The organism is Aeromicrobium ginsengisoli, from assembly GCF_004134905.2.
Lineage (GTDB): Bacteria > Actinomycetota > Actinomycetes > Propionibacteriales > Nocardioidaceae > Aeromicrobium > Aeromicrobium ginsengisoli.
The window spans coordinates 1,055,251-1,082,212 of sequence record NZ_SDPQ02000002.1 but is presented as its reverse complement, the minus strand read 5'-3'; the positions used below and the strand labels follow the sequence as shown (position 1 = coordinate 1,082,212).

The window sequence follows — 26,962 nt, the reverse complement described above, 5'->3', positions numbered from 1 at the left end:
GTGCGCCGCGTCCGCCGTCGGACTTGGCTGGACAGATGCTCCGTCGAATAGCCGTCGCCCCACTCCTGCTGCTGCTCGTCATGCCACCCCCGGTGCAGGCGGGCACCCCCGATCCGTGGACGTGGCCGCTCGAGGACCACGCGATCGGCGAGCGCTTCGACCCTCCGGCCACCGACTACGGCCGAGGCCACCGCGGAGTCGACCTGGCCGCGACGGCCGGTGATGCCGTCCGCGCAGTCGCCGCCGGGCGGGTGGTGTTCGCCGGACAGGTCGGCGGGATCGCGGTCGTGACCATCGATCACGGCCGGGAGCGGTCGACCTACCAGCCCGTCAAGGCGCGGGTCAGGGTCGGTGACGCCGTGCGCGCAGGCCAGGTGATCGGCACCCTGCTCGGCTCACCGAGTCACTGCGCGGGAGCGTGCCTGCACCTCGGCCGGCTCGTCGGCGACGACTACCTCGACCCGCTCGAGCTGCTCGGCGGTGGCCGGTTCCGGCTCATCGACCCCGCGGGGAAGCCTCCGGCCCCACCGGCCGGTGTCGGCGGTCACCGTCTGCAGCGCCCGCTCGGCGGCCCGATCACGTCACCGTTCGGGATGCGGGTCCACCCGATCACCGGTGAGCGCAAGCTGCACGATGGCACCGACTTCGGCGTCCCGTGCGGCACCCCGGTCCACGCCGCGGCGGCCGGCACCGTGGTCGGCCACTCGCACAGCAAGGCATACGGCAAGCAGGTCGTCATCCGCCACCAGCCAGAATTCAAGACGTCCTACAGCCACCTCAGCGCGCAGTCGGTGTCGGTCGGCGACCGCGTCACGGCCGGCCAGGTCATCGGCCGTTCCGGCAACACCGGGCTGTCGACGGGCTGCCACCTGCACTTCATGGCCCTGAAGTCAGGCAAGCCCGTCAACCCCCAAGACTTCCTCTAAGCCCTCGGGTGGGCGAGCTTGTAGGCCGCACGGAGGCGTTCGTTGCTGACGTGGGTGTAGATCTGCGTCGTGCCGAGCGAGGCATGGCCGAGGATCTCCTGCACGCTCCGCAGGTCCGCTCCACCCTCGAGCAGGTGGGTCGCCGCGGTGTGCCGGAGGCCGTGGGGTCCGAGGTCAGGTGCACCGTCGACGGCCGCAAGGCGCTCGTGCACGATCCGGCGCACCGCGCGCTGGTCGATGCGGCTGCCGCGCACGCCGAGGAACACAGCCGCACCGCTGGAGTCGTTGGCGATGCTGGGACGACCGCGATCGAGCCACAGCTCGATCGCCTCGGACGCGGGCAAGCCGTAGGGCACCGATCGCTCCTTGCGGCCCTTGCCGAAAACGCGGACGACCCGGCGTCTTCGGTCGAGATCGTCGATGTCGAGCCCGACCAGCTCACCGACACGGATGCCCGTGGCGTACAGCACCTCGAGGATCGCGAGGTCGCGCAGTCCACGCGGTCCGTCGTCAACCAGTGAGGCGGCCGTCGTATCGAGCAGCCCACGCACCTCGACCTCGCTGAGCGCCACCGGCAGCTCGCGGTGCGCCTTGGGACTCGCGAGGAGCGCGCCGGCGTCGGCAGGTGCCCGGCCGGTCCGGGCCAGCCAGAGCGTGAACACCCGCGCGGAGGTCGCCCGGCGGGCGATCGTCGTGCGGGCGCGGCCGAGCGTCTGGAGGTTGGCGAGCCAGCTGCGCAGCGTGCGGATCGACAGCTCCCGGGGATCGTGGACCCCGAGTCGCTCGGCGTGCAGCGCCAGGCTCTCGAGGTCGGTGAGGTAGGCACGCACCGAGTGGGCCGAGAGGTCACGCTCGGCCCGCAGGTGCTGCTCATAGGCGGCCAGGACCGCCGACCAGGCCTCGCCCGGTCCCTCTGACTCCGTCATCGAGTCCAGTGTCCGTCGTGCGGCTGTTCAGCCCACGTCGGCGCGCCGGGCCAGCATCCACTCGGCTCCGGCCCGGATCACGAGGTCGCGGCGCTCGAGCAGGTCGAGCGCCGCCCGCACCTCGCGCGTGCTGAGTCGCACCGAGGCTGCGATCTCGGCCACCGCGCGGGGCGTCGACCACTCCAGTCCGTCGAGGGTCGACCTCGCCGCGGGTGGGAGGCGGTCGAACTCCGTGAGGGGCAGCGACGGCTGCTCCTCGGTGGAAGCTCCGAGACCGGACATCTCCGCCACGATCTCGCGACCGGTCGTCACGACCACGGCCTTGCCGGCCCGGATCGCAGCGTGCACCCCGGCAGACTGCCCCGAGGTCACGGGGCCCGGGAGGGCCATCGTGGTGCGTCCGAGCTGATCGGCCCAGTTGAGGGTGTTGAGCGAGCCGCTGCGCTCGCGCGCCTCGATCACGACTGTCCCTTGCGTCATGGCGGCGATCAACCGGTTGCGCGACAGGAAGCGGTTCTTGAGGGGCTTCTCCCCCGGCGCCTGCTCGCTGACGACAACTCCACCCTCCGCGATCCGGGCGATGAGCGCCGCATGGGACTTGGGGTAGTCGAGGTCGGCACCGCAGGCCAGCACACCGGCCGTGAGCGCGTTCATGAGGAACGCCCCGCGATGCGCGCATCCGTCGATGCCGTAGGCCGCGCCACTGATCACGGTCCAGCCGGCGTCCGCGCAGTCCGCGGCCAGGTCCGAGGCGCACTCGGCGCCGTAGGTCGTGCACTCGCGGGCGCCGACGATCGCGACGCTTTGCTCACACATCTCCCCGAGATGCCCGACACCGCGCAACCAGAGACCCACTGGTGCACCGGTCACGCCCTGCACCGGCTCGACGTGGTCGAGGTCGGACAGGGCTGTCGGCCATTCCTTGTCGCCCGGGGTGACCCAGCGCAGGCCGGCGGCCTTGGCCCGCGCAGCCGCGACCTCGGCGGTGCGGTCGAGGTCGCGACCGCGTTCGATCCACGCCTCAGGGATCCGCGTGTCGACCAGCCGATGACGGCCCAGGATCGCGGCGAGGATCTCGGCCGGCTCGAACGTCAGGAGCAGGTTGCGCAGGCGCACGTCGCCCGGCTCGACCACGAGGCTCAGGCCGAGCCGGTCCTGCCGCGTCACGAGGCCTGCACCAGGTCGCGAAGGGCACTGCCGAGGGGCGTGCCGCGCCGCAGGGAGAGCGCTGTGTCGACGTCATCGGCGGTGGGGACGGCGTGGCCGTGCAGGTCCGCAACGCTCCAGGACAGCCGCAGGATGCGGTCGGCAGATCGTGCGTTGAGCTTGTTGGTGCGCAGCTGCTGGTCGACGAGCACCCGGCCCTGGTCGCTGACCGGGAAGTGCTTGCGCAGCTCGACCCCGGGCACCTCGCTGTTGAGCCGCCACGACGTCTCGCGCAGCCGGTGCGCCTGACGCTCGCGCGCCTCGGCGACGGCGCTGGCCAGCTCGGCGGTCGACCGGCCACCGCCCAGCGCGTTGGCCAGCTCTGGGCGCGACAGCGCCGACAACGAGCGGTGGATGTCGATGCGATCCCTGATCGGGCCCGACAGGCGGTCGGAGTAGCGGCGCCGCATCAGCGGTGTGCACCGGCACTGGTCGCTGACCGCCGAGCTCAGCCCGCAGGGGCAGGGATTGGCGGCGAGGATCAGCTGGAAACGGGCTGGATAGGCAGCCGTCTGGGCCGCGCGGGAGACCACGACATGGCCGCTCTCGAGAGGCTGGCGCAAGGCCTCGAGCACGTTGCTGGCGAACTCGGGCGCCTCGTCGAGGAAGAGCACGCCGTGATGGGCCAGCGACAGGGCACCGGGACGGATCGCCTTGCTGCCACCGCCGACGATCGACACCGCACTGGCCGTGTGGTGCGGATCGAGGAACGGCGGGCGTCTGAGCAGTGGGGCGTCGCTGGGCAGGACCCCGGCAACCGAGTGCACCGCACTCACCGCGAGGGACTGCTCGTGCGTCAGGTCAGGCAGCAGCCCGGGCAGGCGTTGGGCGAGCATCGTCTTGCCGATGCCCGGCGGCCCGGTCATGAGCAGGTGGTGTCCGCCCGCGGCGGCGACCACGAGCGCCGTCCGGGAGTCCTCCTGACCGGCGATGTCGGCAAGGTCGAGATGCGACAGCCGATCGGCCGAGGTCCAGGACATGCCGGGAATCTCGTCGAGCGCCGGCACCGGCGGATCGTCGGGCTCCTCACCGCCGGTCAGCAGCGCAACGGTCTGCCGCAACGAGCGGACCCCGATCACCGAGATGCCGTGCACGAGCTCTGCCTCGGGCACATTGACCTCGGGCACGAAGACCCGGTCGAAGCCGGCCTCGAGCGCAGCCAGCGTCGCCGGCAGGACTCCGCGTATGGCACGCAGCCTGCCGTCGAGCGCGAGCTCGCCGAGGAACACCGCACCGGCCAGCCGCTCGGCGGGAACCACTGACTTGGCGGCGAACACCGCGAGGGCGATCGCCAGGTCGTAGTGCGAACCCGTCTTGGGCAGCGTCGATGGGGCGAGGTTGATCGTGACGCGCTGGTCAGGCCACGTCGTGCCGGAGTTGGAGACTGCGGAACGGCATCGGTCGCGGGCCTCGTTGACCATCGTGTCGGCCAGCCCCACGAGAACGGTCGCAGGCAATCCGCCGGAGATGTCGACCTCGACCTCGATGGGTCGTCCCGACAGTCCGTCGAGTGTCACCGAGTGCGTCGCAGCGGCCATCAGGCCACTCCGGCGATGCGGTCGACGACCGGAGCGCCACGGGGCGGCACGACGACCGAGACGATGTCGATGCGCAGGCTCGGCGGCTCGACGTCGTGCACCTCGAGCCAGTGCATCGCGAGCCGGCGCAGCCGCGTCGCCTTGTGACCCGTGATCGCCTCGAACGGCCCACCGTGGTGGTTGCTGGTGCGGGTCTTGACCTCGCAGATCACCAGTGTCGAGCCATCGCGGGCGACGATGTCGATCTCGCCGAACCGGCACGTCCAGTTGCGGGCCAGCACCACCATGCCGAGTGCCTCGAGATGTTCGGCGGCGATCCGCTCGCCGTAGCTGCCGAGGGCCTTGTTGCGCGCGTACGTCATCCAGCCAGCCTCGGCGGCGGGGTGCCCTGGCACCACGCGCCGCGGCTCGGCTGTGGACCGGCCGGCGGACCGACGAGGGCTGTGGACATCCGCGGCACGTACGTCGGTCAGGTGGCATCCGTGCGTTCGGGCACACTGTGTCCCATGGGGGGCTCTTCGAGACGTGCGCGGTGTGCGGTGCTGGCAGTGCTCGGACTGTTGCTGACGACCGCGTGCACCGTGAGCTTCGGGGGCGACAAGGACCCGAGCACGGCACCTCAAGCAACGGCACCAACGGACGCGAAGGGCGTCGAGGTGTGGGACCTGCGCACGCCGCCGTCAGCAGCAGATGTCGGCATGCGCGCCGACAAGGACCACGTCGCGTACGAGACCCGGAAACCGCGACGAGTCCGCTTCCTGCTGCCGCAGGGCAAGGTGCTGGAGACGGACATCTATCTCCTGGTCTTCGAGCGCATCATGCACGAGGACCCCGCGGATCCCACCCGCCCCACCGGCATGGACTTCGACACCAAGGCCATGCCGTTGGACACGGCCTACTCGGTGATGCACGACGGTCTCACGTCGTTGGGACTCAGCACGTCACCTGTCGATGAGTGGCGCGCGAAGATCGAGGGACGGCCCTCAAGCGGCCCGTCGGCCGATCTGACCATCGAGGGTGGCGGCAACACCGTGCTCGGCTATCTCGACATCGGCGTCGGCGGCATCTACCAACCCTTGGACGGCGACGATTCGGTCACCATCCAGTACCACGTCAACCTCTACGGACACTGACCGCTCAGCGCGGCTTGGAGCATCGACTGCGCTGACCACCGCATCAGCTCGACCGCCGCTTCGCGGGAGAGCCCGCCGATGTCGGTGAGCCAGACGAGGGCCTCGATCCCGGTCGCACTGCGGATCGCGAGCACCAGCCGATGCAGCTCGTCCTCCGAGAGCTGATCGCGCAGGGGCTCGAGCGCCTCGGTGATCCACGCGATCGCCCTGCCCTGCCGCAACGGCTGGCCGCCCCGGTCAGCAGGATCGTCCTCCAGCGACAGCCGCAGCATCGTCCGCTGTTGCGCCTCGGTCTCGAGGATCGTGCCGGTGAAGGTCCGGACGACGACATCGAGCCGAGCCGCCGGGTCCGACGGCGGATCGTCGCCGAGCATCGAGGTCGCACCGGTCTCGGGATGCGCAGCAGCGAGGAGAATCCGCTGGTTGGGGAAGTAGCGGTACGCGGTGGTGCGAGAGATCGCTGCCGCGTCAGCCGCCTCCGCCACGCTGGGCGCCAAACCCCGGGCCACCATCTCGCGCGCGGCCGCCACCAAGGCAGTGCGCGTACGGTTCTTCTGCTCGACGCGGCCGCCGGCTTCATAGGGTGTTGACATACCCGACATGGTACTGCAGTCTCGTAATGGTACTCGTGTCCCACGACACGAACGAAGGAGAAGGCGTCATGAGCGCAACAACCACACCCACATCCGTCGTCAGGGCCGCGGACGAAGGCGAGCGCCGCTGGTTCGCCGGTGGCGGCGTCGTCACCTGGAAGGTGCGAGCCGAGGAGTCCAACGGAGCGTTCCTGATGTTCGAGGACCGCATGGAGCAGGGCAAGGTCACTCCGCTGCACATCCACCCCGACACCGACGAGGCATTCTTCGTCCTCGAAGGTGAGATCCTGATGCACCTCGACGGCACGGAGCAGCGAGTCGCCGAGGGCGGCATGATGCTCGCCACCCGCGGGCTCCCCCACGCCTTCATGGTCACCTCGCCGGTCGCGCGACTGCTGTGCGTGCAGACGCCGGGCAACATCGAGTCGTTCTTCTGGGACGCCAGCGACCCGATCGCTGACGACGTCGACTCCGGCGAGGTCGACTTCGACCGCATCGCCGCCTCGGCGCAGCGCAGCGGCGGAATGACGATCCTCGGACCGCCGCCGTTCGCACACTGACGCTGCCGGCTGCCGTTCGTACGATGAGGCATGTCCACGATTCGCATCGAGGCCGCGACAGATGCCCCATGGAACGACGTCGAGCACACCCTGACGGGTGGCGGTGACGGCGCGAGCTGCTCATGCCAGTGGTTCATGATCACGCGCAAGGAGTTCGACGCCTGCAGCAGCGACGCCAAGCGTCAGCTGCTCCGGCGTGAGCTCAAGGACGCCGACATCCCGCCCGCTCTCATCGCGTACGTCGACGATGTCGCTGCCGCCTGGGCGCGGGTCGGCCCGCGTCCCGCACAACCCGCACTGGCTCGCTCACGCATCGTGAGGGCCAGCGACGAGCCGATCGAGGACGCCGACGTCTGGGCCATCACGTGCTTCGTCGTACGCCGGGAGCACCGCGGGCGAGGGCTCGCCGCGGCACTCACGACTGCTGCTGTCGACCACGCGGCAGAGCACGGCGCTCGGGTCGTCGAGGCCTATCCGATCGACACCGAGCAGCGAAAGGTGAGCAGCAACGAGCTGTTCCACGGCTCCGTGCAGCTGTTCAGCGCCGCAGGGTTCCGCGAGATCGCCCACCCCACCGACAGTCGCGTCGTCATGGCGCTCGACGTCAATCGTCGGCGCCGGGCACCTTGAAGTCCGAGCCCTGCAGCTCCTCGACGTTGACGTCCTTGAACGTCAGCACCTTGACGTTCTTGGCGAAGCGCGCCGGGCGGTAGATGTCCCACACCCAGGCGTCGTTCATCGAGACCTCGAAGTAGGCGTCGCCGGTCTCCGAGCGCACCTTCACGTCGACCTGGTTGCACAGGTAGAAGCGCCGGTCGGTCTCGACGACGTACTTGAAGATCGTGACGACGTCGCGGTACTCCCGATAGAGCGCGAGCTCCATCTCGGACTCGTACCGCTCGAGATCCTCAGAGCTCATGCCGACGCCTTCCTTTGGTACCCACGACATGAAGCCGCCGGCATGATCCCTGTCTCACGATTCGCTCGCTGGCGCTCGCTCATGCCTCTACCGCGCTTTCCATTGCTGCTCGTACGTTGACGTATCTCCGGCGGTGCTCGTCGCACGGACCGTGCAGCTGCAGCGCCGCCTGGTGCTGCGGGGTGCTGTAGCCCTTGTGCGTGGCGAAATCGTATGCCGGATAGTCCTCGTGCATCTGCACCATCATGCGGTCACGGGTGACCTTGGCGATGACCGATGCGGCGGCGATCGACGCGGCGACGCGGTCACCCTTCCACATCGCCAGGCCCGGGGCACCGAGACCGTCGACCGGGAAGCCGTCGGTCAGGACGTAGCCGGGTCGCACGGCCAACCGGGCCAGGGCTCGGCGCAGCGCCGCGATGTTGGCGACGTGGAGCCCCATGCGGTCGCACTCGGCAGCCGGGATGACCACGACCGACACATCGACGGCACGCGCCATGATCAGGTCGAAGCAGGCCTCGCGGCGTGCCTCGGTGAGCAGCTTGGAGTCGGCCAGGCCCTTGATGGGCCGCTCGAGGATGACGGCGGCCGCCACCAGAGGGCCGGCACACGCACCGCGGCCCGCCTCGTCGACACCCGCGACGGGGTGCAGACCTTGGCGGGCCAGCGCGCGTTCGAAACCGTAGATGCCGGCATCACGCCGGATCGTGGATCCCTTGGCCAGACGTGTCACGCAGTGAGCCTAACCCGCGACCTCAGCGGTGCGGCAGGCAACTCACCGGCGATCAGATCTCGCGCTTTTCCTTGATCTTCGCGGCCTTGCCACGCAGGTTGCGGAGGTAGTAGAGCTTGGCCCGGCGGACGTCGCCGCGGGTCGCGACCTCGATCTTCTCGATGACCGGGGTGTGCAGCGGGAACGTACGCTCCACGCCGACGCCGAAGCTGACCTTGCGAACCGTGAACGTACGGCCGATGCCCGAGCCCTGCACCTTGATGCAGACGCCCTTGAACACCTGGACGCGCGAACGGCTGCCCTCGATGACCTTGACGTGCACGTCGAGCGTGTCGCCGGCGCGGAAGTCAGGAAGGTCGGTGCGCAGCGATGCGCTGGCGACCTGGTCGACGATGTTGGTCATGGTCTACTCCTCGCTGGTGCCACAGGTCACCCACGGATTGCTGTACGAATGAAAGTTTGTTGCGGCGGTGAACACGATTCCCCTGAGGCAGAACCGTCGGCGCCAAGGGTCAATGTTGCCACATGCGGACCCTGCGGAGGAAATCGGCCGGTGGCCTCAGTCCAGCAGGTCGGGCCGACGCTCCCGCGTACGCTCGAGGGCCTGCTCGCGTCGCCACGCGGCGATCGCCGCGTGGTTGCCCGACAGCAGCACGTCGGGCACGTCGAGGCCGCGCCAGCTCGCGGGCTTGGTGTAGACGGGATACTCCAGCAGCCCGTCGTCGCCGTGCGACTCCTCGACGAGCGACTCCGGATTGCCCATGAAACCGGGGATGAGCCGCACGATCGCCTCGATCATGGCCAGCGCCGCGACTTCGCCGCCGTTGAGCACGAAGTCGCCGAGCGAGACCTCCTCGACCCGCCACCGGCCGGCGGCGTGGTCGATGACCCGCTGGTCGATGCCTTCGTAGCGCCCGCAGGCGAACACCAGGTGCTCCTCGGTGCTGAGCTGCTCGGCCATGCGCTGCGTGAACGGTGCGCCCGACGGGGTCGGCACGACGATCACGGCGGCGTCGGTGGCCAGCGCGTCGAGGGCCTCGCCCCACGGCTCGGCCTTCATGACCATGCCGGCTCCTCCGCCGTAGGGCGTGTCGTCGACGCTGCGGTGCTTGTCGGTCGTGAAGTCGCGCAGGTCGTGCGTGGTCACCTGCAGCAGGCCGGCGACCTGCGCCTTGCCCGCGAGTGACAGCTGCAGGGCGTCGAGGTAGGCCGGGAAGATGGAGACGACGTCGATCTGCACGTCAGTCGCCCATCAGGTCCGAGGCGGCATTCTCGGCCTCGGCCGGGTCCAGCAGTCCGGCGACCTGGTTGATCGTCACGAAGCCGCCCGTGACGTCGACGACCGGCACGATCTCGGTGACGAACGGGATGAACACCTCGCGGCCGTCGATGTCGATGGCCAGGGTGTCCTGGTAGGGGCCGTGCACGATGCCGGTCACGGTGCCCACGACCTCATCGTCCGCGCGCGCCTCGAGCCCGACCAGCTGGTGGTCGTAGAACTCGTCGGGGTCTTCGGGCAGGTCGAGCGGGTCGACCTCGGCCTCGATGATGCGGCCGTGCAGGGCCTCGGCGGCCGTGCGGTCCAGGATCTCCTCGAACGAGACGACCAGGCGGCCGCTGTGGTGCCGGGCGCGCGCGATCGTGAGCGTACGGTCGCCGCAAACGACCGACGAGCCCGGGGCGAAACGCCGTTCGGGCTCGTCGGTGCGAATGTCGACGTTCAGCTCACCGCGGATGCCGTGGGCCCGGCCGATGCGGCCGATGACAACCTGCATGGTTGTCAGTTGCGGCGGTCGACGTCCACGAAGTCGATGCGCGCGCCGCCACGTCCGGCGATCGCGCCCGCGACCTTGCGGATGGCGGTGGCCGTGCGGCCCTGGCGACCGATGACCTTGCCGAGATCGTCCGGGTTGACCCGGACCTCGAACAGCTCGCCGTTGCGCGTCTGCTTGGCGCGCACGTCGACATCGTCAGGACTGTCGACGATGCCGGCGACGAGGTGCTCGATGACCTCGATCATGGGGGCAGCCACGATCAGGCCTTGGCCTCGTCAGAAGGCGCAGCGTCGGCGGGTGCCTCGTCGGCCTTGGGCTCTTCAGCCTTGGCCTCCTCGGCAGGTGCCTCTTCGGCCTTGGGCTCTTCAGCCTTGGCCTCGTCAGCCTTGGGCTCCTCGGCGGGCGCCTCGTCAGCCTTGGCGGCAGCCTTCTTGGCAGCGGCGGCCTTCTTGGTCGTCGCGTCGGCCTTGGGCTCGTTGTGGAGGTCCTTGAGCGCTTCCTGGAAGATGTCTTCCTTGCTGCGCTTCTCCTCGGCGAACTTCATGGTGTTCTTGCCACCGATGTCGCCGGTGATCTTGAGCAGCGCGGCGACGGCCTCGGTCGGCTGTGCGCCGACGCCGAGCCAGTACTGGGCGCGCTCGCCGTCGACCTTGATGATCGACGGGTCGGCCTTGGGGTTGTAGGTGCCGATCTCCTCGATGACGCGTCCGTCGCGCTTGGTGCGCGAGTCGGCGACGACGATGCGGTAGAACGGCGTACGGATCTTGCCCATACGCTTCAGGCGAATCTTGACTGCCACGAGTGTGGTGTCTCCTCAGATGTGTGTATGTGGTGACCTGCCGGTGCCGCGTGGGGACACGGCCGACGAAATCGGTGAGCCGGGCGGCACGAAGATGAGAGGGTCTCCACGCGTACCGGACGCAAGGGCTCATTCTGCCAGAACACCGCCCGTGCCTCCAATTCGGCCGCGTCCCTCAGGCGCGCGCGGGTCAGAACTCGCCGTGCCGGCCCTCGCCACCGGCGAAGCGCGCGGCTCCGCCCGCACCTTCGAGCTGCACGATCGGCACGCCGTTCGCGCCCTCGGAGCGCAGTGCGGCATCCAGCGGGAGGTCCCACTGCCGGTAGGCCGAGGCCCGGTCGGCCTTCATGCACTCGGCCGGGAACGCGGCGATCTGCTCGGCGAGGTCGTGTGCGACCGTGAGCGAGTCGCCGACCGGTACGACCCGGTTGGCCAGGCCCATCTGCAGCGCTTCGTGCGCGCCGACCGGTCGACCCGTGAGGATCATGTCGAGCGCGCGGCCCTGACCCACGATGCGCGGCAGGCGTACGGTCCCGCCATCGATCAGGGGTACACCCCACCGCCGGCAGAAGACGCCGAAGACGGCGTCCTCCTCGACGACGCGCAGGTCGGCCAGCAGCGCCAGCTCCAGGCCACCGGCGACCGCATGGCCGGACACCGCAGCGATGACCGGCTTGGTCAGCTCCATGCGGCTCGGCCCCATCGGACCACTGCCGAGACCTTCAGGGTCCAGCTCGTTGCGGCGCTCCGGGTCGTCGACCGCCGACAGGTCGGCGCCGGAGCAGAACGTGCCGCCGGCACCCGTCAGCACCGCGACCGCGAGGGACTCGTCCTCCTCGAACTGCTGGAACGCCTCGCGCAGCTCGGCGGCCATCGGGCCGTCCACGGCGTTGCGCACCTCGGGGCGGTCCATCGTGATGGTGCAGATGTTCTCGTCGATGTCATACCGAACGTGATCCATGGATCCCATTCTTACGGACGGCTACTTGCGTGGCGCCCAGCCCGGCGGGCCGAAGACGTACCCCAGCCGGTCACGCCAGCGCGGTGACTGCTTGACGTCGTGCCAGATCTTGACGTACTCGCCGTACTGCAGGGTCCAGACGTTGTAGGTGCCGACCGGATAGGTCAACCCGTACGTCGGCCGGTGCTGTTCCGCCTGGAACGACCTGAACAGGCGGTCCCAGACGATGAGGATGCCGCCGTAGTTGCGGTCGAGGTAGATCGGGTCCGAGCCGTGGTGCACGCGGTGGTGCGACGGGGTGTTGAACACCGCCTCCCACCAGCGCGGGAACCGGTCGATCCGCTCGGTGTGCAGGTGGAACTGCCAGATCAGGTTGATCGAGAACGTGAAGTAGATCATCCACGGCGGCACGCCCAGCAACGGCAGCGGCAGCCAGATGAGCACCTCGAACCACTGGTTCCACTTCTGGCGCAGCGCGGTCGAGAAGTTGAAGTAGACGCTCGAGTGATGCGCCTGGTGGCCGGCCCAGCCGAGGCGTACGCGGTGCGAGAAGCGGTGATAGGTGTACCAGAGCAGGTCGACGCCGAGCAGCACGCCGACCCACGTCCACGGGTTGCCGGCCGACAGGTGCCATGGGGCCAGGTGCACGTAGATCACGGTGTAGAGCAGGAACGCCGCGGTGCGGAAGATCGCCGAGAACGCGATCGAGCCGACGAACATCGTCAGGCTCGTCCGGGTGTCCTCCTTGAGGTATCCCATCCCCTGCGGCGTGCCGGCGGCACGTTCGCGATCCTCGCGGTCCTCTCGGCGCACCGCGGCCATCTCGATGACCATGAACAGCAGGAAGAACGGGACCGCGGCACCCGCCGGGTCGTTCAGGTTGTGCGAAAACGCCTCCCACATCCGGTCATGGTCGCACGACAGGCATTCCCCGGACAGGCGATTCGATCCGCGATAGCCTGTCGCGACATCGGCGTGCCTGAGGAGCTTTCCATGACCGAGCAGGACCCGCCAGCGCCGCCACCACCAGCGGCTCAGCAGCCCCCGCTGCCAGCGTTCCCCGCCCACCCCGCATACAGGCCGCAGGACCAGTGGCGCAGCATGCCACCGCCGACCAAGACCAAGGCTGGGTGGGCCTTGGGGCTCGCGTTGGTCCCGGGACTGGTCACCTGGATCATCTCCCTCATCCTGTCGATCCAGGTCATCAGCGACTCCAAGCGACGCCCCGGGAACGGCAAGGGCATGGCAATAGCCGCGCTCATCATCATCCCCGTCTGGATCTGCGTGATAGTCCTGCTCGTCGTGGTCGACTCATTGAATGACGCCGATCGCGACACCGCTGGCGTCGTGACGCACAGCGGCGAGATCTCCAGCAATGATCTGCGGCCGGGCGACTGCACGCCGGACGACCTGGGCGAGAAGACCTACCTGGAGATCACCGTCACGCCCTGCACGTCCCCGCACTTCCATGAGGCATACGCGGAGTTCGACCTCGCCGCCGGCGACTTCCCGGGCCAGGCGGAGGTCAGTCGGCTCGCCAACGCTGGTTGTGTCGACCGGTTCGAATCCTTCGTCGGCAAGCCCTACGCCGACTCCCAGCTCGACGTCCTCTTCCTGCGTCCGGTGGAGTCGTCCTGGACCGCCAACCGCGCCGTGACGTGCCTCGTGTCCACCGGGTCGAGCACCACCGGAACGCTCGAAGGGTCGAAGCGCTGACGAGTCGTATGCTCGCGACATGTCTGACCTGACGATCCTGCACAACTCCGCCTGCTCGACCTCTCGCCACGCACTCGACGAAGCGGCCGGGGCCGGGGTCGAGCCGGCGGTCGTGCACTACCTCAAGCAGCCGCTCGACCGCGCCGCGCTGATCGACCTCATGGGCAAGCTCGAGGACCCGCCGGCGGATCTCGTGCGCAAGGACCCGTTCTTCAAGGCGCAGGGCCTGGACGCGGAGGACTACACGACGCCGGAGGCCGTCGCCGACCTGCTGGTCGAGCACCCCCGGCTGATGCAGCGGCCCGTGCTCGTACGCGGTGACCGCGCGATCATCGGGCGGCCCAAGGACCGGGTCGCGGCGTTCCTGGCCGACTGACCCGCTTCGTCCAGGGGCTGCTCACTCAGGGGCGCCGATCGCCGACTCCCCCACTGGAGCGGCGAACTGGGCGGAGTAGAGCCGTTCGTACACTCCCCCGGCGGCCCGTAGCGAGTCGTGGTTGCCCTGCTCGACGATGTGGCCGTCCTCCATCACCACGATGTGGTCGGCGTCGCGGATCGTCGACAGCCGGTGCGCGATGACGAACGAGGTGCGCCCGGAGCGCAGCTGCTCCATGGCACCCTGCACGAGCGACTCGGTGCGGGTGTCGACCGAGCTGGTCGCCTCGTCGAGCACCAGGATCGCGGGATTGGCGAGGAATGCGCGAGCGATCGTCAACAGCTGACGCTGGCCGGCGCTGACGTTGGTGCCCTCGTCCTCGATCACGGTGTCGTAGCCGTCGGGCAGCGTGCGCACGAAGTGGTCGACGTATGCCGCCTCGGCCGCCGCGATGATCTGCTCCTCCGACGCGCGATGGGCGCCGTAGGCGATGTTGTCGCGGATCGTGCCCTTGAACAGCCAGGTGTCCTGCAGGACGACGCCGAAGTTCTCGCGCAGCGGACCGCGGTCCATGCGCGCGATGTCGACGCCGTCGAGCGTGATGCGCCCGCCCTGGATGTCGTAGAAGCGCAGCACGAGGTTGGACAGCGTCGTCTTGCCGGCCCCCGTCGGACCGACGATCGCGACGGTCTGGCCCGGCTCGGCGACGAGGTCGAGGTGCTCGATCAGCGGCTCGTCGGGGCTGTAGGAGAACGACACGTCCTCGAAGACGACGCGACCGCGTACGGGATCGGGGAACGGCGCGTCGGCCTCGTCGGGCCGCTCCTCGGGCTCGTCGAGCAGGGCGAACACCCGCTCGGCCGAAGCCACGCCGGACTGCAGCAGGTTGATCATCGAGGCGACCTGCGTCAGCGGCTGGGTGAACTGCCGGGAGTACTGGATGAACGCCTGGACGTCACCGATGCTCAACGTGCCGGACGCGACCCTCAGGCCGCCGATCACGGCGACGAGCACGTAGTTGATGTTGGACACGAACATCATGACGGGCTGGATGACGCCCGAGATGAACTGCGCCTTGAACGACGCCGCGAACACCGCCTCGTTGCGGGTGTCGAACTCGTCGCGCGCCTCCTGCTGACGCCCGAACACCTTGACGACCTCGTGGCCCGTGAAGACCTCCTCGATGTGGCCGTTGAGGCGACCCGTGCTGGCCCACTGCTTCATGAACTCCGGCTGCGACCGCTTGGTGACGGCCTTGGTGATGACGAACGCCAGCGGCAGCGTCAGCAGCGCGACGAGCGACAGCAACGGCGAGATGACGAGCATCATCACGAGCGTGCCGATGACCATCAGGATCGAGGTCAGCAGCTGGCTCATGGTCTGCTGGAACGACTGGGCGATGTTGTCGATGTCGTTGGTCGTGCGCGACAGCACCTCGCCGCGGTCCGTGCGATCGAAGTAGGACAGCGGCAGCCGGTTGATCTTGGCCTCGACGTCGTCACGCAAGCCGGCGACGGTCTTCTGCACAACCGTCGTGGTGAGCACGCCCTGGAACCACTGCAGCAGCGACGCCAGGACGTACAGGACGAGCACGCCGGTCAGCACCCAGCCGAGGCTGTGGAAGTCGATTCCGGCGCCGGGCTGGAGGTCGACCGACGACACGAGCGATGCCAGCTTGTCGTTGCCCGCGTTGCGCAGCTGGGCGACGACCTCGGCCTTGGTCTGGCCGTCTGCGAACTGGCCGTTGAGGAAGCCGGTGAACACGATGTCGGTCGCATGGCCCAGCACCTTCGGGCCGATGACGGCCATGGACGTGGCGATGACGCCGAAGCCGACGACGCCCCACACCATGGCGCGCTGGCGCAGCAGCCGATCGACGAGGCGACGGAACGACCCCTTGAAGTCCTTGGCCCGCGCCGGCGGCATCCCCATCCCCGCGAGCGCGGGTCCCCGCCCCGGCCCCCCGCTCATGCCCTCACCCGCAAGGAAGAGGCAAGAATCGCAGGTGACGGCCCGAGCCTTGTCTCATCGTCTCGCTCGCTCATGCCGCCTCCTCCTCGGTGAGCTGGGACAGCACGATCTCGCGGTAGACGTCGCAGGCCTGCATCAGGTCGGTGTGCGTGCCGGTGCCGACGACGCGGCCCTCGTCGAGCACCACGATGCGGTCGGCGTTGCGGATCGTCGAGACCCGCTGGGCCACGATCACCACGGTCGCCTGCGCGGTGGCCGTACGCATGGCCGCCCGCAGAGCGGCGTCCGTCGCATAGTCGAGCGCCGAGAACGAGTCGTCGAACAGGTAGATCGGCGGGCGCTTGACGATCGCGCGGGCAATCGCGAGCCGCTGGCGCTGGCCGCCCGAGACGTTGGTGCCGCCCTGCGAGATCGGCGCGTCGAGCTGCTCAGGCATGCGCGAGACGAAGTCACGGGCCTGCGCGATGTCGAGGGCATCCCACAGCTCTTCGTCGGTGGCGTCCGGCCGGCCGTAGCGCAGGTTGGACGCCACAGTGCCGCTGAACAGGAAGGGTCGCTGCGGCACGAGCCCGATCGACGCCCATACGTCCTCGGGGTGCAGGCCACGTACGTCGTGGCCATCGATGCGGATCGTGCCGGCCGTCGCGTCGAACAGCCGCGGGATCAGGCCGAGCAGCGTCGACTTGCCGCTGCCGGTCGACCCGATGATCGCGGTGGTCTCCCCCCGCCGGGCCACCATGTCGATCTCGTGCAGGACGTCCTGCTCCGCGCCGGGGAACGCGAACGACGCCCCCGTGATGTCGATCTCGCCGCGGTCGAGGGTGACCTGCACGGCGTCGTCAGGCGCCAGCACGCTGGGCTCGGTGTCGAGCACCTCGGTGATGCGCTCGGCCGAGACCTCCGCACGGGGCCACAGCATCAGCATGAACGTCGCCATCATGACCGACATGAGGATCTGGACGAGGTAGTTCTGGAACGCCGTCAGGGTGCCGACCTCGAGGTCGCCGCTGCCGATGCGATAGCCGCCGAACCACGTCGCGAGGACCACCGAGACGTTCATGATCAGCATGACGATCGGGAACATCATCGACGTCAGGCGGCCGACGGCGATCGCGACGTCCATCGTCTCGCGGTTGGCGTCGGCGAACCGTTCGGTCTCGTAGCGCTCCTTGACGAACGCCCGGATGACCCGGATGCCCATGATCTGCTCGCGCATGATGCCGTTGATGCCGTCGATCTTGACCTGCATGACCCGGAAGAGCGGACGCATCTGGCGGATCACGAGGCCGATGCTGATGATCAGGGCCGGCATGACGAGCAGCAGCAACCCGGACAGCTCGACGTCCTGACGCAGCGCCATGAAGATGCCGCCGAAGCACATGATCGGCGCGGCCACGAGCAACGTGAGAGCCAGGAACACGATGAGCTGGACCTGCTGCACGTCGTTGGTCGTGCGGGTGATGAGCGTGGGCGCGCCGAGCTGAGCCATCTCGCGCGCCGCGAACGTCTCGACCTTGCCGAACACGCCGGCCCGCAGGTCGCGGCCGAGCGCCATCGCCGTGCGCGCTCCGTAGTAGACCGCGACGATCGTGCAGACGACCTGGATGATCGTGACCATCAGCATCATGCCGCCGGTGCGGACGATGTAGCCGGTGTCGCCCTGGACGACGCCCTTGTCGATGATGTCGGCGTTGAGTCCGGGCAGCCAGAGGTTGGCCAGGGTCTGGACCAGCTGGAAGATCAGGACGACAGCGATGGGCCGCTTGTAGGGCGCAAGATACGTCCGCAGGAGCGGAATGAGCATTGCTTCACCGTATCTCGCCGCCCTGTCACAAACTCAGGACGTATGTCATGTTCTCCGCTCGCAGAGCTCGCGCCGCACCTCAACCGCCACAAGCCGGCCTAGATCACCAGGTCCAATCCCAGTACGACGACCAGACCCGTCACCGACAGGACCGTCTCCATGATCGACCAGCTCTTGATCGTCTGGACGACCGAGAGCCCGAAGAACTCCTTGACCAGCCAGAACCCGGCGTCGTTGACGTGCGAGAAGAACACCGACCCGGCACCGATCGCAAGCACCAGCAGCGAGACCTCGGTGCTGCCGAGGTCCGCGGCGACCGGCGTCATGATGCCCGCGGCGGTGATCGTCGCCACGGTCGCCGAGCCGGTGGCCACTCGGATCAGCACCGCGACGAGCCACGCCAGCAACAGGACTGAGACCCCGCTGTCCTTGACGAAGTCGGCGACGACCTCGGCGATGCCGGTGTCGATCAGGGTCTGCTTGAACCCGCCACCTGCGCCGACGATCAGCAGGATCCCGGCGATGGGCGGCAGTGACTTGTTGAGGACGTCGCTGATGTCGTCCTTGTCCATCCCTGAGGCCCGGCCGAGGGTGAAGATCGCCACGACGACCGAGATGAGCAGGGCCACGAACGGCTCGCCGATGAAGTCGAGCGTCTTGCGAAGTCCGGTGCCCTCGTCGAGCGCGATGTCGGAGTACGCCTTGCCCATCATCAGCACGACGGGCAGCAGCACCGTCGCCAACGTGATGCCGAAGCTCGGCCGCTTCTCGCGCTTCTCAGTGGTCGCGTCGTAGAGATCACCGGCCGGCACCGGCACCCAACGCTCGGCGAACCGCGCGAACAGCGGCCCGGCGACGACGATCGTGGGGATCGCGACCAGGATGCCGAGGGCGAGCGTACGTCCGAGGTCGGCGTCCACGGCATCGATCGCCGCCAGCGGTCCGGGGTGCGGCGGCACGAACCCGTGCATCGCGGACAGACCTGCGAGCGCCGGGATGCCAAGAGCAATGATCGACCGCTCCGCACGCTTGGCGACGAGGAAGATCACCGGCATCAGCAGGACGAGGCCGATCTCGAAGAACATCGGCAGTCCGATGATCGCGCCGATCGCCGCCATCGACCACGGCAGCATCCGCGGGCTCGACTTCCCGACGATCGTGTCGACGATCTGGTCGGCCCCGCCGGAGTCCGCGAGCAGCTTGCCGAACATCGCGCCGAGGGCGATCAGGATGCCGACGCCCTTGACGGTGTCGCCGACGCCGGTGCTGAAGCTGCCCACGACGTCGAGCATGTTGCGGCCGGCGATCGCGCCGACCGTGAGCGAGCCGAGGATCAGTGCGAGGAACGGGTGGAGCTTGAAGAACGTGATCAGCACGACGAGCACGGCGATGCCGGCCAGTGCCGCGGTGACGAGCACCCAGGTGTCGGCGACGGCCTTGACCGGCTCGGGCTGGGTGGCGGCGATGAGCGTACTGACGATCATGCGGTGTCCTCCTGGGAGATGCCGGCGCGGACCACGAACTCGTCCACGATCTCGGCGGGTGACGGGGTGATGTCGAAGGCCCAGCCGTTCTCGTCGTCCTGCAACGGCTCGAGGGTCTGCTCCTGCGACGCCAACAGCGAGGTCGGCATGAAGTGGTCGCGGTGCTCCATGCGGGACCGGATGAGCTCGTGGTCACCCGTGAGGTGCAGGAAGTACGTACGCGGCGCAGCGCCGACCAGGACGTCGCGGTAGACGCGCTTGAGGGCGGAGCAGCTGATCACCCCGCCGGTGGCGTCGTGCTCGTGAAGCCACCGGCCGATGTCGGCCAGCCACGGCCGGCGGTCCTCGTCGGTCAACGGCGTGCCGGCGGACATCTTGGCGATGTTGGCCTCGCTGTGGAAGTCGTCGCCGTCGGCGTATTCCAGCGAGAACCGGTCGGCGAGCTCGTGCCCGATCGCTGACTTGCCGACACCGGAGATGCCCATGACGACAACCAGCGGTGCTTCCCCCATGACTCGACCGTATGCCCGGCGGCGCTTGCGCGCCACGTGGGGGGACGAGTCAGAGCAGGTCCTTGAGCTCCTTGGGCAGCTCGAACTCGTCGGCGCCACCGGCCGGGAAGCCGAACGCGCTCGCGCCGTCCTGCTTGGTCGTGCCGGCTGCCTCGGCCGCGCGCTTGGCCGGGTTGCCGGACACGCGCTTGCCCTTCTTCTTCTGCTGCGGCTTCTGCTTCGCACCGGCACGCTTGCCGACTCCGGGCATCCCCGGGATGCCGGGCATGCCGGGCATTCCGCCGCCCTTGGACATCTGCTGCATCATCTTGCGCATCGCGAAGAACTGGTCGACGACGTTGTTGACGTCCTTGACCTGCGTGCCCGAGCCCTTGGAGATGCGGGTGCGGCGGGAGCCGTCGATCAGCTTGGGGTTGTCCCGCTCGGCCGGCGTCATCGACTTGATGATGGCCTTGATGCGGTCGAACTCGCGCTCGTCGAAGTTGTTGATCTGGTCCTTGTACTGCCCCATGCCGGGGATCATGCCCATGATCTTGGACATCGAGCCGAGCTTGGCGATGCCCTCGAGCTGGGTCAGCAGGTCGTCCATCGTGAACCTGCCGCCGAGCATGCGTTCGGCGTCCTTGGCGGCCTGCTCGGTGTCGAGCGCCTTCTCGGCCTGCTCGATCAGCGTGAGCATGTCGCCCATGTCGAGGATGCGCGACGCCATGCGATCGGGGTGGAACGCGTCGAAGTCGGTGAGCTTCTCACCCGTCGAGGCGAACATGATCGGCCGGCCGGTGATGGAACGTACGGACAGCGCCGCACCGCCACGGGCATCGCCGTCGAGCTTGGTCAGCACGACGCCGGTGAAGTCGACGCCCTCGAGGAACGCCTCGGCGGTGACGACGGCGTCCTGGCCGATCATCGCGTCGATGACGAACAGCACCTCGTCGGGGTCGACTGCGGCGCGGATGTCAGCGGCCTGCTGCATGAGCTCGGCGTCGATGCCGAGGCGGCCGGCGGTGTCGACGATCACGACGTCGTGCAGGGTGCGGCGGGCCTCGGCCAGGCCGTCGGTCGCGACCTTGACCGGGTCGCCGATGCCGTTGCCGGGCTCAGGGGCGAAGACCGTGACACCGGCCTGTCCGCCGACGACCTGCAGCTGGTTGACCGCGTTGGGGCGCTGGAGGTCGGCGGCGACGAGCATCGGCGACTTGCCCTGGCCCTTGAGCCAGAGGCCGAGCTTGCCGGCGAGGGTCGTCTTGCCGGCACCCTGGAGGCCGGCGAGCATGATGACGGTCGGCGGGTTCTTGGCGTACTGGATGCGCCGGGTCTCGCCGCCGAGGATCGTGACGAGCTCGTCGTTGACGATCTTGATGACCTGCTGGGCGGGGTTGAGCGCCTGGCTCACCTCTGAGCCGCGAGCACGCTCCTTGACGTTGGCGATGAAGTCGCGCACGACCGGCACGGCGACGTCGGCGTCCAGCAGCGCGACGCGGATCTCACGCGCAACGGCGTCGATGTCCGCTTCGGAGAGCCGACCCTTGCCGCGCAGGCTCTTGAACGCTGACTGCAGGCGATCTTGCAGTGTGTCGAACATACGTCGGTCGTCATCCTCGAATGGAAGAAAGGGGGTTCGGTCAACTCTAACCGAGTCCCCTTGAGCCCTCTGTGCCGTGGGCGGTGACCTAGCGTCACTCCAGGGTCGAACGGGTCAGGCGAGGGCGGTGGCGAGGCCGTCGCGCAGGGTCGTGGCCGTGGCGTCGTCGAGCGGCTGGCCGTCACCGTCGACGACGTAGAACACGTCACGCACCTCGTCGCCGTACGTCGACATGTGGGCTGAGCGGATCGACAGTCCCATCGAGGCGATCTGGTCGCACACGGTCCACACCAGCCCGCGGCGGTCCTGGACACGGACCTCCACGAGCGTCGCGGTCTCCGACAGCCGGTCGAGGAGGCGTACGCGCGCGTCGGGGGCGTCCGGGATCGAGGTCAGCTCGAGCCGCCCCGACAGGTCGAGCTCGCCGGCCATCGCGGGCCGCAACCGGTCGGTGAGCCGCGCCGCGTCGACGTCGGCGCGCGACACCTCCCACAGCGACACCGCGGCGTCGCCGAGCGTGACGGTGCGCGCCGAGCGGATCGCGAGCCCCGCGAGCGCCAGCCCGCCGGCGAGGTCGGCCATGACGCCTTGCCGGTCGGAGGTCACGATCGTCAGCAGCGAGCCACCCTGGTGCGGCTCGACCGTGAGGGTGAAGTCGCTCGGCCCCATGGCCCCGTGGTCCGGGATGGGCACGTCGGCCGGCCAACCCTCGTAGTCCTCGGCCGTCGGCGTGGTGACGGAGTCGTCGAGCACACCGCGAACCTTCTCGACCAGTCCCTCGGTCAGACCCTGCCGCCACGGCGACCACGCCGCTGGGCTCGTGGCCTGCGCGTCAGACGCCGTCAGCGCCGCCAGCAGGTCGAGGAAGTCCTCGGTCTCCACGATCTCCGCGACGTTGGCCGCGGTCGACGGGTCCTCGATGTCGCGACGCGTCGCGATCGTCGGCAGCAGCAGGTGCCACCGGACGAGCTTGCCGACGACCGCCGCGTCGTCCTCGCTGAAGCCCCAGCGGCGGGCGATCTGCACGGCCATCGGCTCTCCGACTTCGGAGTGATCGCCCTCGGCGCCCTTGCCGATGTCGTGCAGCAGCGCTGCGACGGCCAGCAGGTCGGGACGTGCGACGTCACGCTTGACCTTCGCGGCGTACACGCAGGTCTCGAGGCTGTGCCGGTCGACGGTGAACCGGTGGACGGGCGACGAGGAGCCGCGCAGGCGGATCGCGACCCACTCGGGCAACAGCAGGTCGACGACGCCCGCGAAGTCGAGCTCGTCCCACACGCGTACGAGGCCCTGCCCCGAGCTCAGCAGGTCGACCATGAGCCGCGACGACGACGGTGACCACGGGTCGGGCAGCTCACCCATTGACGCCGCGAGGCGCACGGCCGAGCCGGGGCTCAGCGGCAGACCGGCACGCGCCGCTGCTGCAGCGGCCCGGAGCGCGACCTCAGGGTCCGTCGTCGGATCGGCCTTGCCGGTGACGATGACCTCGCCGTCGAGGACGCCGACGCCTTCAGCCAGCGGCGTGACCGCGGGACCGGTCGGCGTGATGCTGCGCTTGGTCGGCGGCGCGAGCGCCTCGTCGATCTTGTGCCACGACAGCGACGCCAGGTGGGCGATGCGACGGCCGAGCTGGCGCGCGTGCAGGTCGAGCTCCTCGGCACCCATGCCCAGGAACCGGGCGACATCGGGGATGGCGTCGGCGTCGAGCCGCTCGACCCGGCGGCCCACGGTCTGGTGGAGTGCATCGCGTACGTCGAGCAGGTCGGACCGCAACGACTCGGACTCGCCGTGCGGTACGTCGATGAGCCACGTCGCCACGAGTGCCCGCAGGATCACGCTGTCGCGCAGGCCTCCCCCGGACTCCTTGAGGTCGGGCACGGCTGCGTGCGCGAGCCAGCCGGCACGTTCGATGCGGGTGTTGCGGGCTTCGCGGACCTCCTCGACGCGCTTACGGGCGTCGCGTCGCCAGTCGGCCAGCACCTGGGAGCGCAACGCCATGACAAGGCCCGAGTCGCCGGCCACCGTACGGGCGTCGAGCATGCCCATCGCGGCCCGGTGATCCGTCGCGGCGGCTTCCCGCATCTGCACGGTGTCACGCACCGAGTGGTCGAGCGCGACGCCGTCGTTCCAGAGCGGGTACCAGATCGCCTCGGCCACCTCGCGGACGACGGACTCGTCAACCGATGGGTCGTGGAGCAGCACGACGTCGAGGTCGCTGAACGGGGAGAGCTCGGAGCGGCCGTAGCCGCCGACCGCGACGAGCGCCAGGCCGGGACCTTCGCGGGGATCGCTGCCATCGGTCGGCACCGCCTCGGCGAACAGCTGGCGCAACCGGCGATCGGCCTCGAGCGCCCGGTCGCTCCGCTGCTGGGCGAGAGCGGCCTTGTCGAACTCGTGGGTCACGGTGGTGATCGTACGCAGCGTGCCGTGCACCGGCGGCGCCGGACACACAGCACAGAGCCGCCGCAACACCCGTTGAGGCGTTGCGGCGGCTCCGTTGATGGTCGTCAGCCCTTAGAGAGCTGCCTCGTCCGTCTCACCCGTGCGCACGCGCACGACCGAGTCGACCGGGATGACCCAGACCTTGCCGTCACCGATCTTGCCGGTCTGCGCCGAGCCGGTGATCGTGCTGACCACGCTGTCGACATCGGCGTCATCGACGACGACCTCGAGGCGGATCTTGGGGACCAGGGAGACGTCGTACTCAGCACCGCGGTAGACCTCGGTGTGTCCCTTCTGCTGGCCGTAGCCGCTTGCCTCGGTCACCGTCATGCCGGCGACACCCGCTGCGGCGAGGGCCTCGCGGACCTCTTCCCACTTGTGCGGCTTGATGACCGCTGTAACCAGCTTCATGTTCAGACTCCCGTCTTCAGGGCGGACCCGCCGATGATTCCGGCTTCGTCGTACGCAGTCTCCAGGTGCTCGACCTGGTCGATGCCGAGGACCTCATCCTCTTCGCTGATGCGGAACCCGATCGTCACGTCGATCAACTTACCGATGATGTACGTGAGGACGAACGAGTACACGAGGACGGCGCCCGCGGCGACGGCCTGCTTGCCGAGCTGCTCGAAGTGACCGCCGTAGAAGATGCTGCCGATTCCGCCGGTGTTGCCCTTCGTCGCGAAGAAGCCGATCAGCAGCGTGCCGACGATACCGCCGACGAGGTGGACACCCACGACGTCGAGCGAGTCGTCGTAGCCGAACTTGTACTTCAGGCCGACGGCCAGGGCGCACAGGATGCCGGCGATGACGCCGACGGCGATCGAGCCGAGCGGCGACACCGTGCCACACGCCGGGGTGATGGCGACGAGGCCGGCAACCGCACCGGAGGCGCCACCGAGGCTCGTGGCCTTCTTGTCACGAACGACCTCGACGAGGAGCCAGCCGACCATCGCGGCAGCCGTGGCGACCGCCGTGTTGACGAACGCCAAGCCGGCGAGGCCGTTGGCGCCCACCGCGGAGCCGGCGTTGAAGCCGAACCAGCCGAACCACAGGAGGCCGGCACCGAGCAGGACGAACGGCAGGTTGTGCGGACGCATCGGGTCGCGCTTCCAGCCGACACGCTTGCCGAGGACCAGCGCGAGCGCCAGACCGGCAGCACCGGCGTTGATGTGGACCGCGGTACCACCAGCGAAGTCGAAGGCCTTGAGCTTGGTGGCGATCCAGCCGCCGTGCTCGCCGAAGTCGAAGACCCAGTGCGCGACCGGGAAGTAGACGACCGTCATCCAGATCACGATGAACAGCGCCCAGGCGCCGAACTTGGCGCGGTCGGCGATCGCACCGCTGATCAGGGCGACCGTGATGATCGCGAACATCAGCTGGAACGCCACGAAGACGTACTCAGGGATCGTGCCGTAGGCAGTGCCCTGGCTGATGTGGTCGAGCCCGAGCCGCTTGAAGCCACCGAGGAACTGGTTGCCGTCAGGGCTGAACGAGAGGGAGTAGCCGTAGAGGACCCACAGCACCGGCACGATCGCCAGGGCGAGGAAGCTCATCATCATCATGTTGAGCACGGTCTTGGAGCGGACCATGCCGCCATAGAAGAACGCCAGTCCTGGCGTCATGAGCAGGACCAAGGCCGAGCTGGCCAGAATCCACGCGGTATCGCCGGTATCCATGAAACCTCCGAAAGAAGTGTGTGTTGCTGCAGGGCGAGGTACGACCTGTTGCGACACAGACTGGTGTCAGGGGATTTCGGTATGCGCCCACCAATGTTGCATCTGGATCACGAATGGGGTCGCTGTGTAAACAGCGTGTTACGCCCAGCGTGGGGCCCGGATCGGGGCACTGTGAAATCTGTCGGCTACGACAACAGCGCGTCGACGAACTCCTCGGCGTCGAACGGCGCCAGGTCGTCCGCTCCCTCGCCGAGCCCGACGAACTTGACCGGCACGCCGAGCTCGCGCTGCACCGCGATCACGATGCCACCCTTGGCGGTGCCGTCGAGCTTGGTCAGCACGATGCCGGTGACGTCGACGACCTCGCCGAACACACGCGCCTGGGTCAGTCCGTTCTGACCCGTGGTGGCGTCGATGACGAGCAGCACCTCGGTGACGGGGGCCTGCTTCTCGATCACGCGCTTGACCTTGCCGAGCTCGTCCATGAGCCCCGACTTGGTGTGCAGACGGCCGGCGGTGTCGACCAGCACGACGTCGAGCCCGTCGGCGATGCCGCGCTGCACGGCTTCGAAACCGACGCTCGCAGGGTCGCCGCCCTCAGGACCACGCACGGTGGGTACGCCGACGCGTTCGCCCCAGGTCTGCAGCTGGTCTGCGGCCGCGGCGCGGAACGTGTCGGCGGCGCCCAGCACGACGGTCTTGTCCTCGGCAACCAGCACGCGGGCGAGCCGGCCGACGGTCGTGGTCTTGCCGGTGCCGTTGACGCCGACGACCAGCACGACGCCAGGTTTGCCGTCCGCGCCGGTGTCGACGAGCGTACGGTCGAACGACGGGTTGATCAGCCCGACGAGCTCCTCACGCAGCGCAGCCTTCGCGGCGGCCGGGTCGTTGATGCCCTCGACACGTACGCGGGTCTTGAGGTTGGCGACGAGCTCGTCGGTCGCGGTGACGCCGACGTCGGCGGCCAGCAGCGTGTCCTCGAGCTCCTCCCACGCGTCGTCGTCGAGCGTCGAGCGGCTGAGCACGGCCAGCAGTCCCTTGCCGAGCGAGCCCTGCGAGCGGGCAAGCCGAGCGCGCAGGCGTACCAGACGGCCTTGCGGCGCCTCGGGGCGCTCGATCGTGCTGACCGGGGCAACCGGCTCCTCGTCCTCAAGGTGCGGCTCGGGATGCTCCGGGTGCTCGATGACCTCCTCGGTGACGCGGTCGAGCTCAGACGGCGGCGGCAGCTCCTTGCGGCCGCGGCCGACGATGAGCGCGATGCCGGCACCGAGCACGACGACGACGGCGAGAATGATCAGGAGCAGCACGGGCGTGGTCACGCCCTGATCCT

General features: G+C 68.8%; 29 protein-coding genes. 6 read left to right on the top strand and 23 right to left on the bottom strand.

Features of this window, described 5'->3' with window-relative positions:
* Nucleotides 1-35 precede the first annotated feature (35 nt).
* Nucleotides 36-926 carry a M23 family metallopeptidase gene (locus tag ESP70_RS12090; RefSeq protein WP_149689493.1) on the top strand — a complete coding sequence of 297 codons (891 nt, stop codon included), beginning with the start codon at nucleotides 36-38 and terminating at the stop codon, nucleotides 924-926.
* Here the strand turns inward: ESP70_RS12090 and ESP70_RS12085 are convergent.
* The 4 genes from ESP70_RS12085 to ESP70_RS12070 are packed head-to-tail and all read right to left on the bottom strand — an operon-like array spanning nucleotide 923 to nucleotide 4,958.
* Nucleotides 923-1,852 (bottom strand): tyrosine recombinase XerC, encoded by a 930-nt coding sequence (locus ESP70_RS12085; RefSeq protein ID WP_149689492.1) that lies wholly within the window; start codon nucleotides 1,850-1,852, stop codon nucleotides 923-925. The two genes, ESP70_RS12090 and ESP70_RS12085, sit on opposite strands and share 4 nt — an antisense overlap.
* Before the next feature lie 27 nt (nucleotides 1,853-1,879).
* Complete coding sequence (locus ESP70_RS12080; protein WP_149689491.1) at nucleotides 1,880-3,019, bottom strand: DNA-processing protein DprA; 1,140 nt, start codon at nucleotides 3,017-3,019, stop codon at nucleotides 1,880-1,882.
* Complete coding sequence (locus ESP70_RS12075; RefSeq protein WP_149689773.1) at nucleotides 3,016-4,599, bottom strand: YifB family Mg chelatase-like AAA ATPase; 1,584 nt, start codon at nucleotides 4,597-4,599, stop codon at nucleotides 3,016-3,018. Before ESP70_RS12075 ends, ESP70_RS12080 begins: the two co-directional genes overlap by 4 nt.
* Nucleotides 4,596-4,958 (bottom strand): YraN family protein, encoded by a 363-nt coding sequence (locus ESP70_RS12070; protein ID WP_149689490.1) that lies wholly within the window; start codon nucleotides 4,956-4,958, stop codon nucleotides 4,596-4,598. The genes ESP70_RS12075 and ESP70_RS12070 overlap by 4 nt, the downstream gene beginning before the upstream one ends.
* 144 nt (nucleotides 4,959-5,102) lie before the next feature.
* Between ESP70_RS12070 and ESP70_RS12065 the strand changes: the two genes are divergently transcribed.
* The gene (locus ESP70_RS12065) at nucleotides 5,103-5,729 is read left to right on the top strand and encodes a hypothetical protein (protein WP_149689489.1); all 627 of its coding nucleotides are present in this window, start codon (nucleotides 5,103-5,105) and stop codon (nucleotides 5,727-5,729) included.
* Here the strand turns inward: ESP70_RS12065 and ESP70_RS12060 are convergent.
* Nucleotides 5,717-6,322, bottom strand: coding sequence for a TetR family transcriptional regulator (locus ESP70_RS12060; protein ID WP_149689488.1), 606 nt, complete (start codon nucleotides 6,320-6,322; stop codon nucleotides 5,717-5,719). The genes ESP70_RS12065 and ESP70_RS12060 overlap by 13 nt on opposite strands.
* A gap of 68 nt (nucleotides 6,323-6,390) precedes the next feature.
* Here ESP70_RS12060 and ESP70_RS12055 point away from each other — a divergent pair, with 68 nt between their 5' ends.
* Together ESP70_RS12055 and ESP70_RS12050 are read left to right on the top strand one after the other, a co-directional pair.
* A complete protein-coding gene (locus ESP70_RS12055; RefSeq protein WP_149689487.1) occupies nucleotides 6,391-6,882 on the top strand; it encodes a cupin domain-containing protein in 492 nt (163 codons plus the stop codon).
* A 30-nt stretch (nucleotides 6,883-6,912) separates the two neighbouring features.
* Nucleotides 6,913-7,512, top strand: a complete 600-nt coding sequence (locus ESP70_RS12050; protein ID WP_149689486.1) for a GNAT family N-acetyltransferase — start codon at nucleotides 6,913-6,915, stop codon at nucleotides 7,510-7,512.
* On the opposite strand, the gene ESP70_RS12045 is transcribed toward ESP70_RS12050, so the two are convergent.
* The 9 genes from ESP70_RS12045 to ESP70_RS12005 all read right to left on the bottom strand — a co-directional run bounded on the left by ESP70_RS12045 (nucleotide 7,487) and on the right by ESP70_RS12005 (nucleotide 12,972).
* Nucleotides 7,487-7,801 (bottom strand): DUF2469 domain-containing protein, encoded by a 315-nt coding sequence (locus ESP70_RS12045; protein ID WP_056215024.1) that lies wholly within the window; start codon nucleotides 7,799-7,801, stop codon nucleotides 7,487-7,489. The genes ESP70_RS12050 and ESP70_RS12045 overlap by 26 nt on opposite strands.
* Before the next feature lie 79 nt (nucleotides 7,802-7,880).
* Entirely contained in the window at nucleotides 7,881-8,534 is a 654-nt protein-coding gene (locus ESP70_RS12040) for a ribonuclease HII (protein ID WP_149689485.1), read from the bottom strand.
* Nucleotides 8,535-8,586: 52 nt separating this feature from the next.
* Nucleotides 8,587-8,937: a 50S ribosomal protein L19 gene (rplS, locus tag ESP70_RS12035; RefSeq protein ID WP_056215029.1), complete on the bottom strand. Its 351-nt coding sequence runs from the start codon at nucleotides 8,935-8,937 to the stop codon at nucleotides 8,587-8,589.
* A gap of 156 nt (nucleotides 8,938-9,093) precedes the next feature.
* Entirely contained in the window at nucleotides 9,094-9,774 is a 681-nt protein-coding gene (trmD, locus tag ESP70_RS12030; RefSeq protein ID WP_149689484.1) for a tRNA (guanosine(37)-N1)-methyltransferase TrmD, read from the bottom strand.
* 1 nt (nucleotide 9,775) lies between these two features.
* Nucleotides 9,776-10,309 carry a ribosome maturation factor RimM gene (rimM, locus tag ESP70_RS12025; protein ID WP_149689483.1) on the bottom strand — a complete coding sequence of 178 codons (534 nt, stop codon included), beginning with the start codon at nucleotides 10,307-10,309 and terminating at the stop codon, nucleotides 9,776-9,778.
* A gap of 5 nt (nucleotides 10,310-10,314) precedes the next feature.
* Nucleotides 10,315-10,554, bottom strand: a complete 240-nt coding sequence (locus tag ESP70_RS12020; protein ID WP_056397763.1) for an RNA-binding protein — start codon at nucleotides 10,552-10,554, stop codon at nucleotides 10,315-10,317.
* A gap of 14 nt (nucleotides 10,555-10,568) precedes the next feature.
* Nucleotides 10,569-11,108 (bottom strand): 30S ribosomal protein S16, encoded by a 540-nt coding sequence (gene rpsP, locus ESP70_RS12015; RefSeq protein WP_149689482.1) that lies wholly within the window; start codon nucleotides 11,106-11,108, stop codon nucleotides 10,569-10,571.
* Nucleotides 11,109-11,298: 190 nt separating this feature from the next.
* On the bottom strand, nucleotides 11,299-12,069 hold the full coding sequence (locus tag ESP70_RS12010) for a crotonase/enoyl-CoA hydratase family protein (protein ID WP_149689481.1): 771 nt from the start codon (nucleotides 12,067-12,069) through the stop codon (nucleotides 11,299-11,301).
* A gap of 21 nt (nucleotides 12,070-12,090) precedes the next feature.
* Nucleotides 12,091-12,972: a sterol desaturase family protein gene (locus ESP70_RS12005; protein WP_149689480.1), complete on the bottom strand. Its 882-nt coding sequence runs from the start codon at nucleotides 12,970-12,972 to the stop codon at nucleotides 12,091-12,093.
* Nucleotides 12,973-13,062: 90 nt separating this feature from the next.
* On the opposite strand from ESP70_RS12005, the gene ESP70_RS12000 reads away from it, so the two are divergent.
* Nucleotides 13,063-13,785 carry a septum formation family protein gene (locus ESP70_RS12000; RefSeq protein WP_149689479.1) on the top strand — a complete coding sequence of 241 codons (723 nt, stop codon included), beginning with the start codon at nucleotides 13,063-13,065 and terminating at the stop codon, nucleotides 13,783-13,785.
* A gap of 19 nt (nucleotides 13,786-13,804) precedes the next feature.
* Nucleotides 13,805-14,161, top strand: coding sequence for an arsenate reductase family protein (locus ESP70_RS11995; RefSeq protein ID WP_149689478.1), 357 nt, complete (start codon nucleotides 13,805-13,807; stop codon nucleotides 14,159-14,161).
* Nucleotides 14,162-14,182: 21 nt separating this feature from the next.
* On the opposite strand, the gene ESP70_RS11990 is transcribed toward ESP70_RS11995, so the two are convergent.
* The 9 genes from ESP70_RS11990 to ftsY form a co-directional block, all read right to left on the bottom strand.
* On the bottom strand, nucleotides 14,183-16,132 hold the full coding sequence (locus ESP70_RS11990; RefSeq protein WP_281287324.1) for an ABC transporter ATP-binding protein: 1,950 nt from the start codon (nucleotides 16,130-16,132) through the stop codon (nucleotides 14,183-14,185).
* A gap of 70 nt (nucleotides 16,133-16,202) precedes the next feature.
* Nucleotides 16,203-17,936, bottom strand: a complete 1,734-nt coding sequence (locus ESP70_RS11985; RefSeq protein ID WP_149689477.1) for an ABC transporter ATP-binding protein — start codon at nucleotides 17,934-17,936, stop codon at nucleotides 16,203-16,205.
* Between the two features lie 98 nt (nucleotides 17,937-18,034).
* Entirely contained in the window at nucleotides 18,035-19,420 is a 1,386-nt protein-coding gene (locus ESP70_RS11980; RefSeq protein WP_149689476.1) for a GntP family permease, read from the bottom strand.
* Complete coding sequence (locus ESP70_RS11975; RefSeq protein WP_149689475.1) at nucleotides 19,417-19,932, bottom strand: gluconokinase; 516 nt, start codon at nucleotides 19,930-19,932, stop codon at nucleotides 19,417-19,419. The genes ESP70_RS11980 and ESP70_RS11975 overlap by 4 nt, the downstream gene beginning before the upstream one ends.
* 49 nt (nucleotides 19,933-19,981) lie before the next feature.
* Nucleotides 19,982-21,514 (bottom strand): signal recognition particle protein, encoded by a 1,533-nt coding sequence (ffh, locus tag ESP70_RS11970; protein ID WP_149689474.1) that lies wholly within the window; start codon nucleotides 21,512-21,514, stop codon nucleotides 19,982-19,984.
* Nucleotides 21,515-21,628: 114 nt separating this feature from the next.
* On the bottom strand, nucleotides 21,629-23,917 hold the full coding sequence (locus ESP70_RS11965) for a [protein-PII] uridylyltransferase (protein ID WP_149689473.1): 2,289 nt from the start codon (nucleotides 23,915-23,917) through the stop codon (nucleotides 21,629-21,631).
* Nucleotides 23,918-24,028: 111 nt separating this feature from the next.
* Nucleotides 24,029-24,367: a P-II family nitrogen regulator gene (locus ESP70_RS11960; protein WP_056207567.1), complete on the bottom strand. Its 339-nt coding sequence runs from the start codon at nucleotides 24,365-24,367 to the stop codon at nucleotides 24,029-24,031.
* 2 nt (nucleotides 24,368-24,369) lie between these two features.
* Nucleotides 24,370-25,632, bottom strand: a complete 1,263-nt coding sequence (locus tag ESP70_RS11955) for an ammonium transporter (RefSeq protein WP_149689472.1) — start codon at nucleotides 25,630-25,632, stop codon at nucleotides 24,370-24,372.
* Between the two features lie 185 nt (nucleotides 25,633-25,817).
* Nucleotides 25,818-26,951 (bottom strand): signal recognition particle-docking protein FtsY, encoded by a 1,134-nt coding sequence (ftsY, locus tag ESP70_RS11950; protein WP_149689471.1) that lies wholly within the window; start codon nucleotides 26,949-26,951, stop codon nucleotides 25,818-25,820.
* Nucleotides 26,952-26,962: the final 11 nt, after the last annotated feature.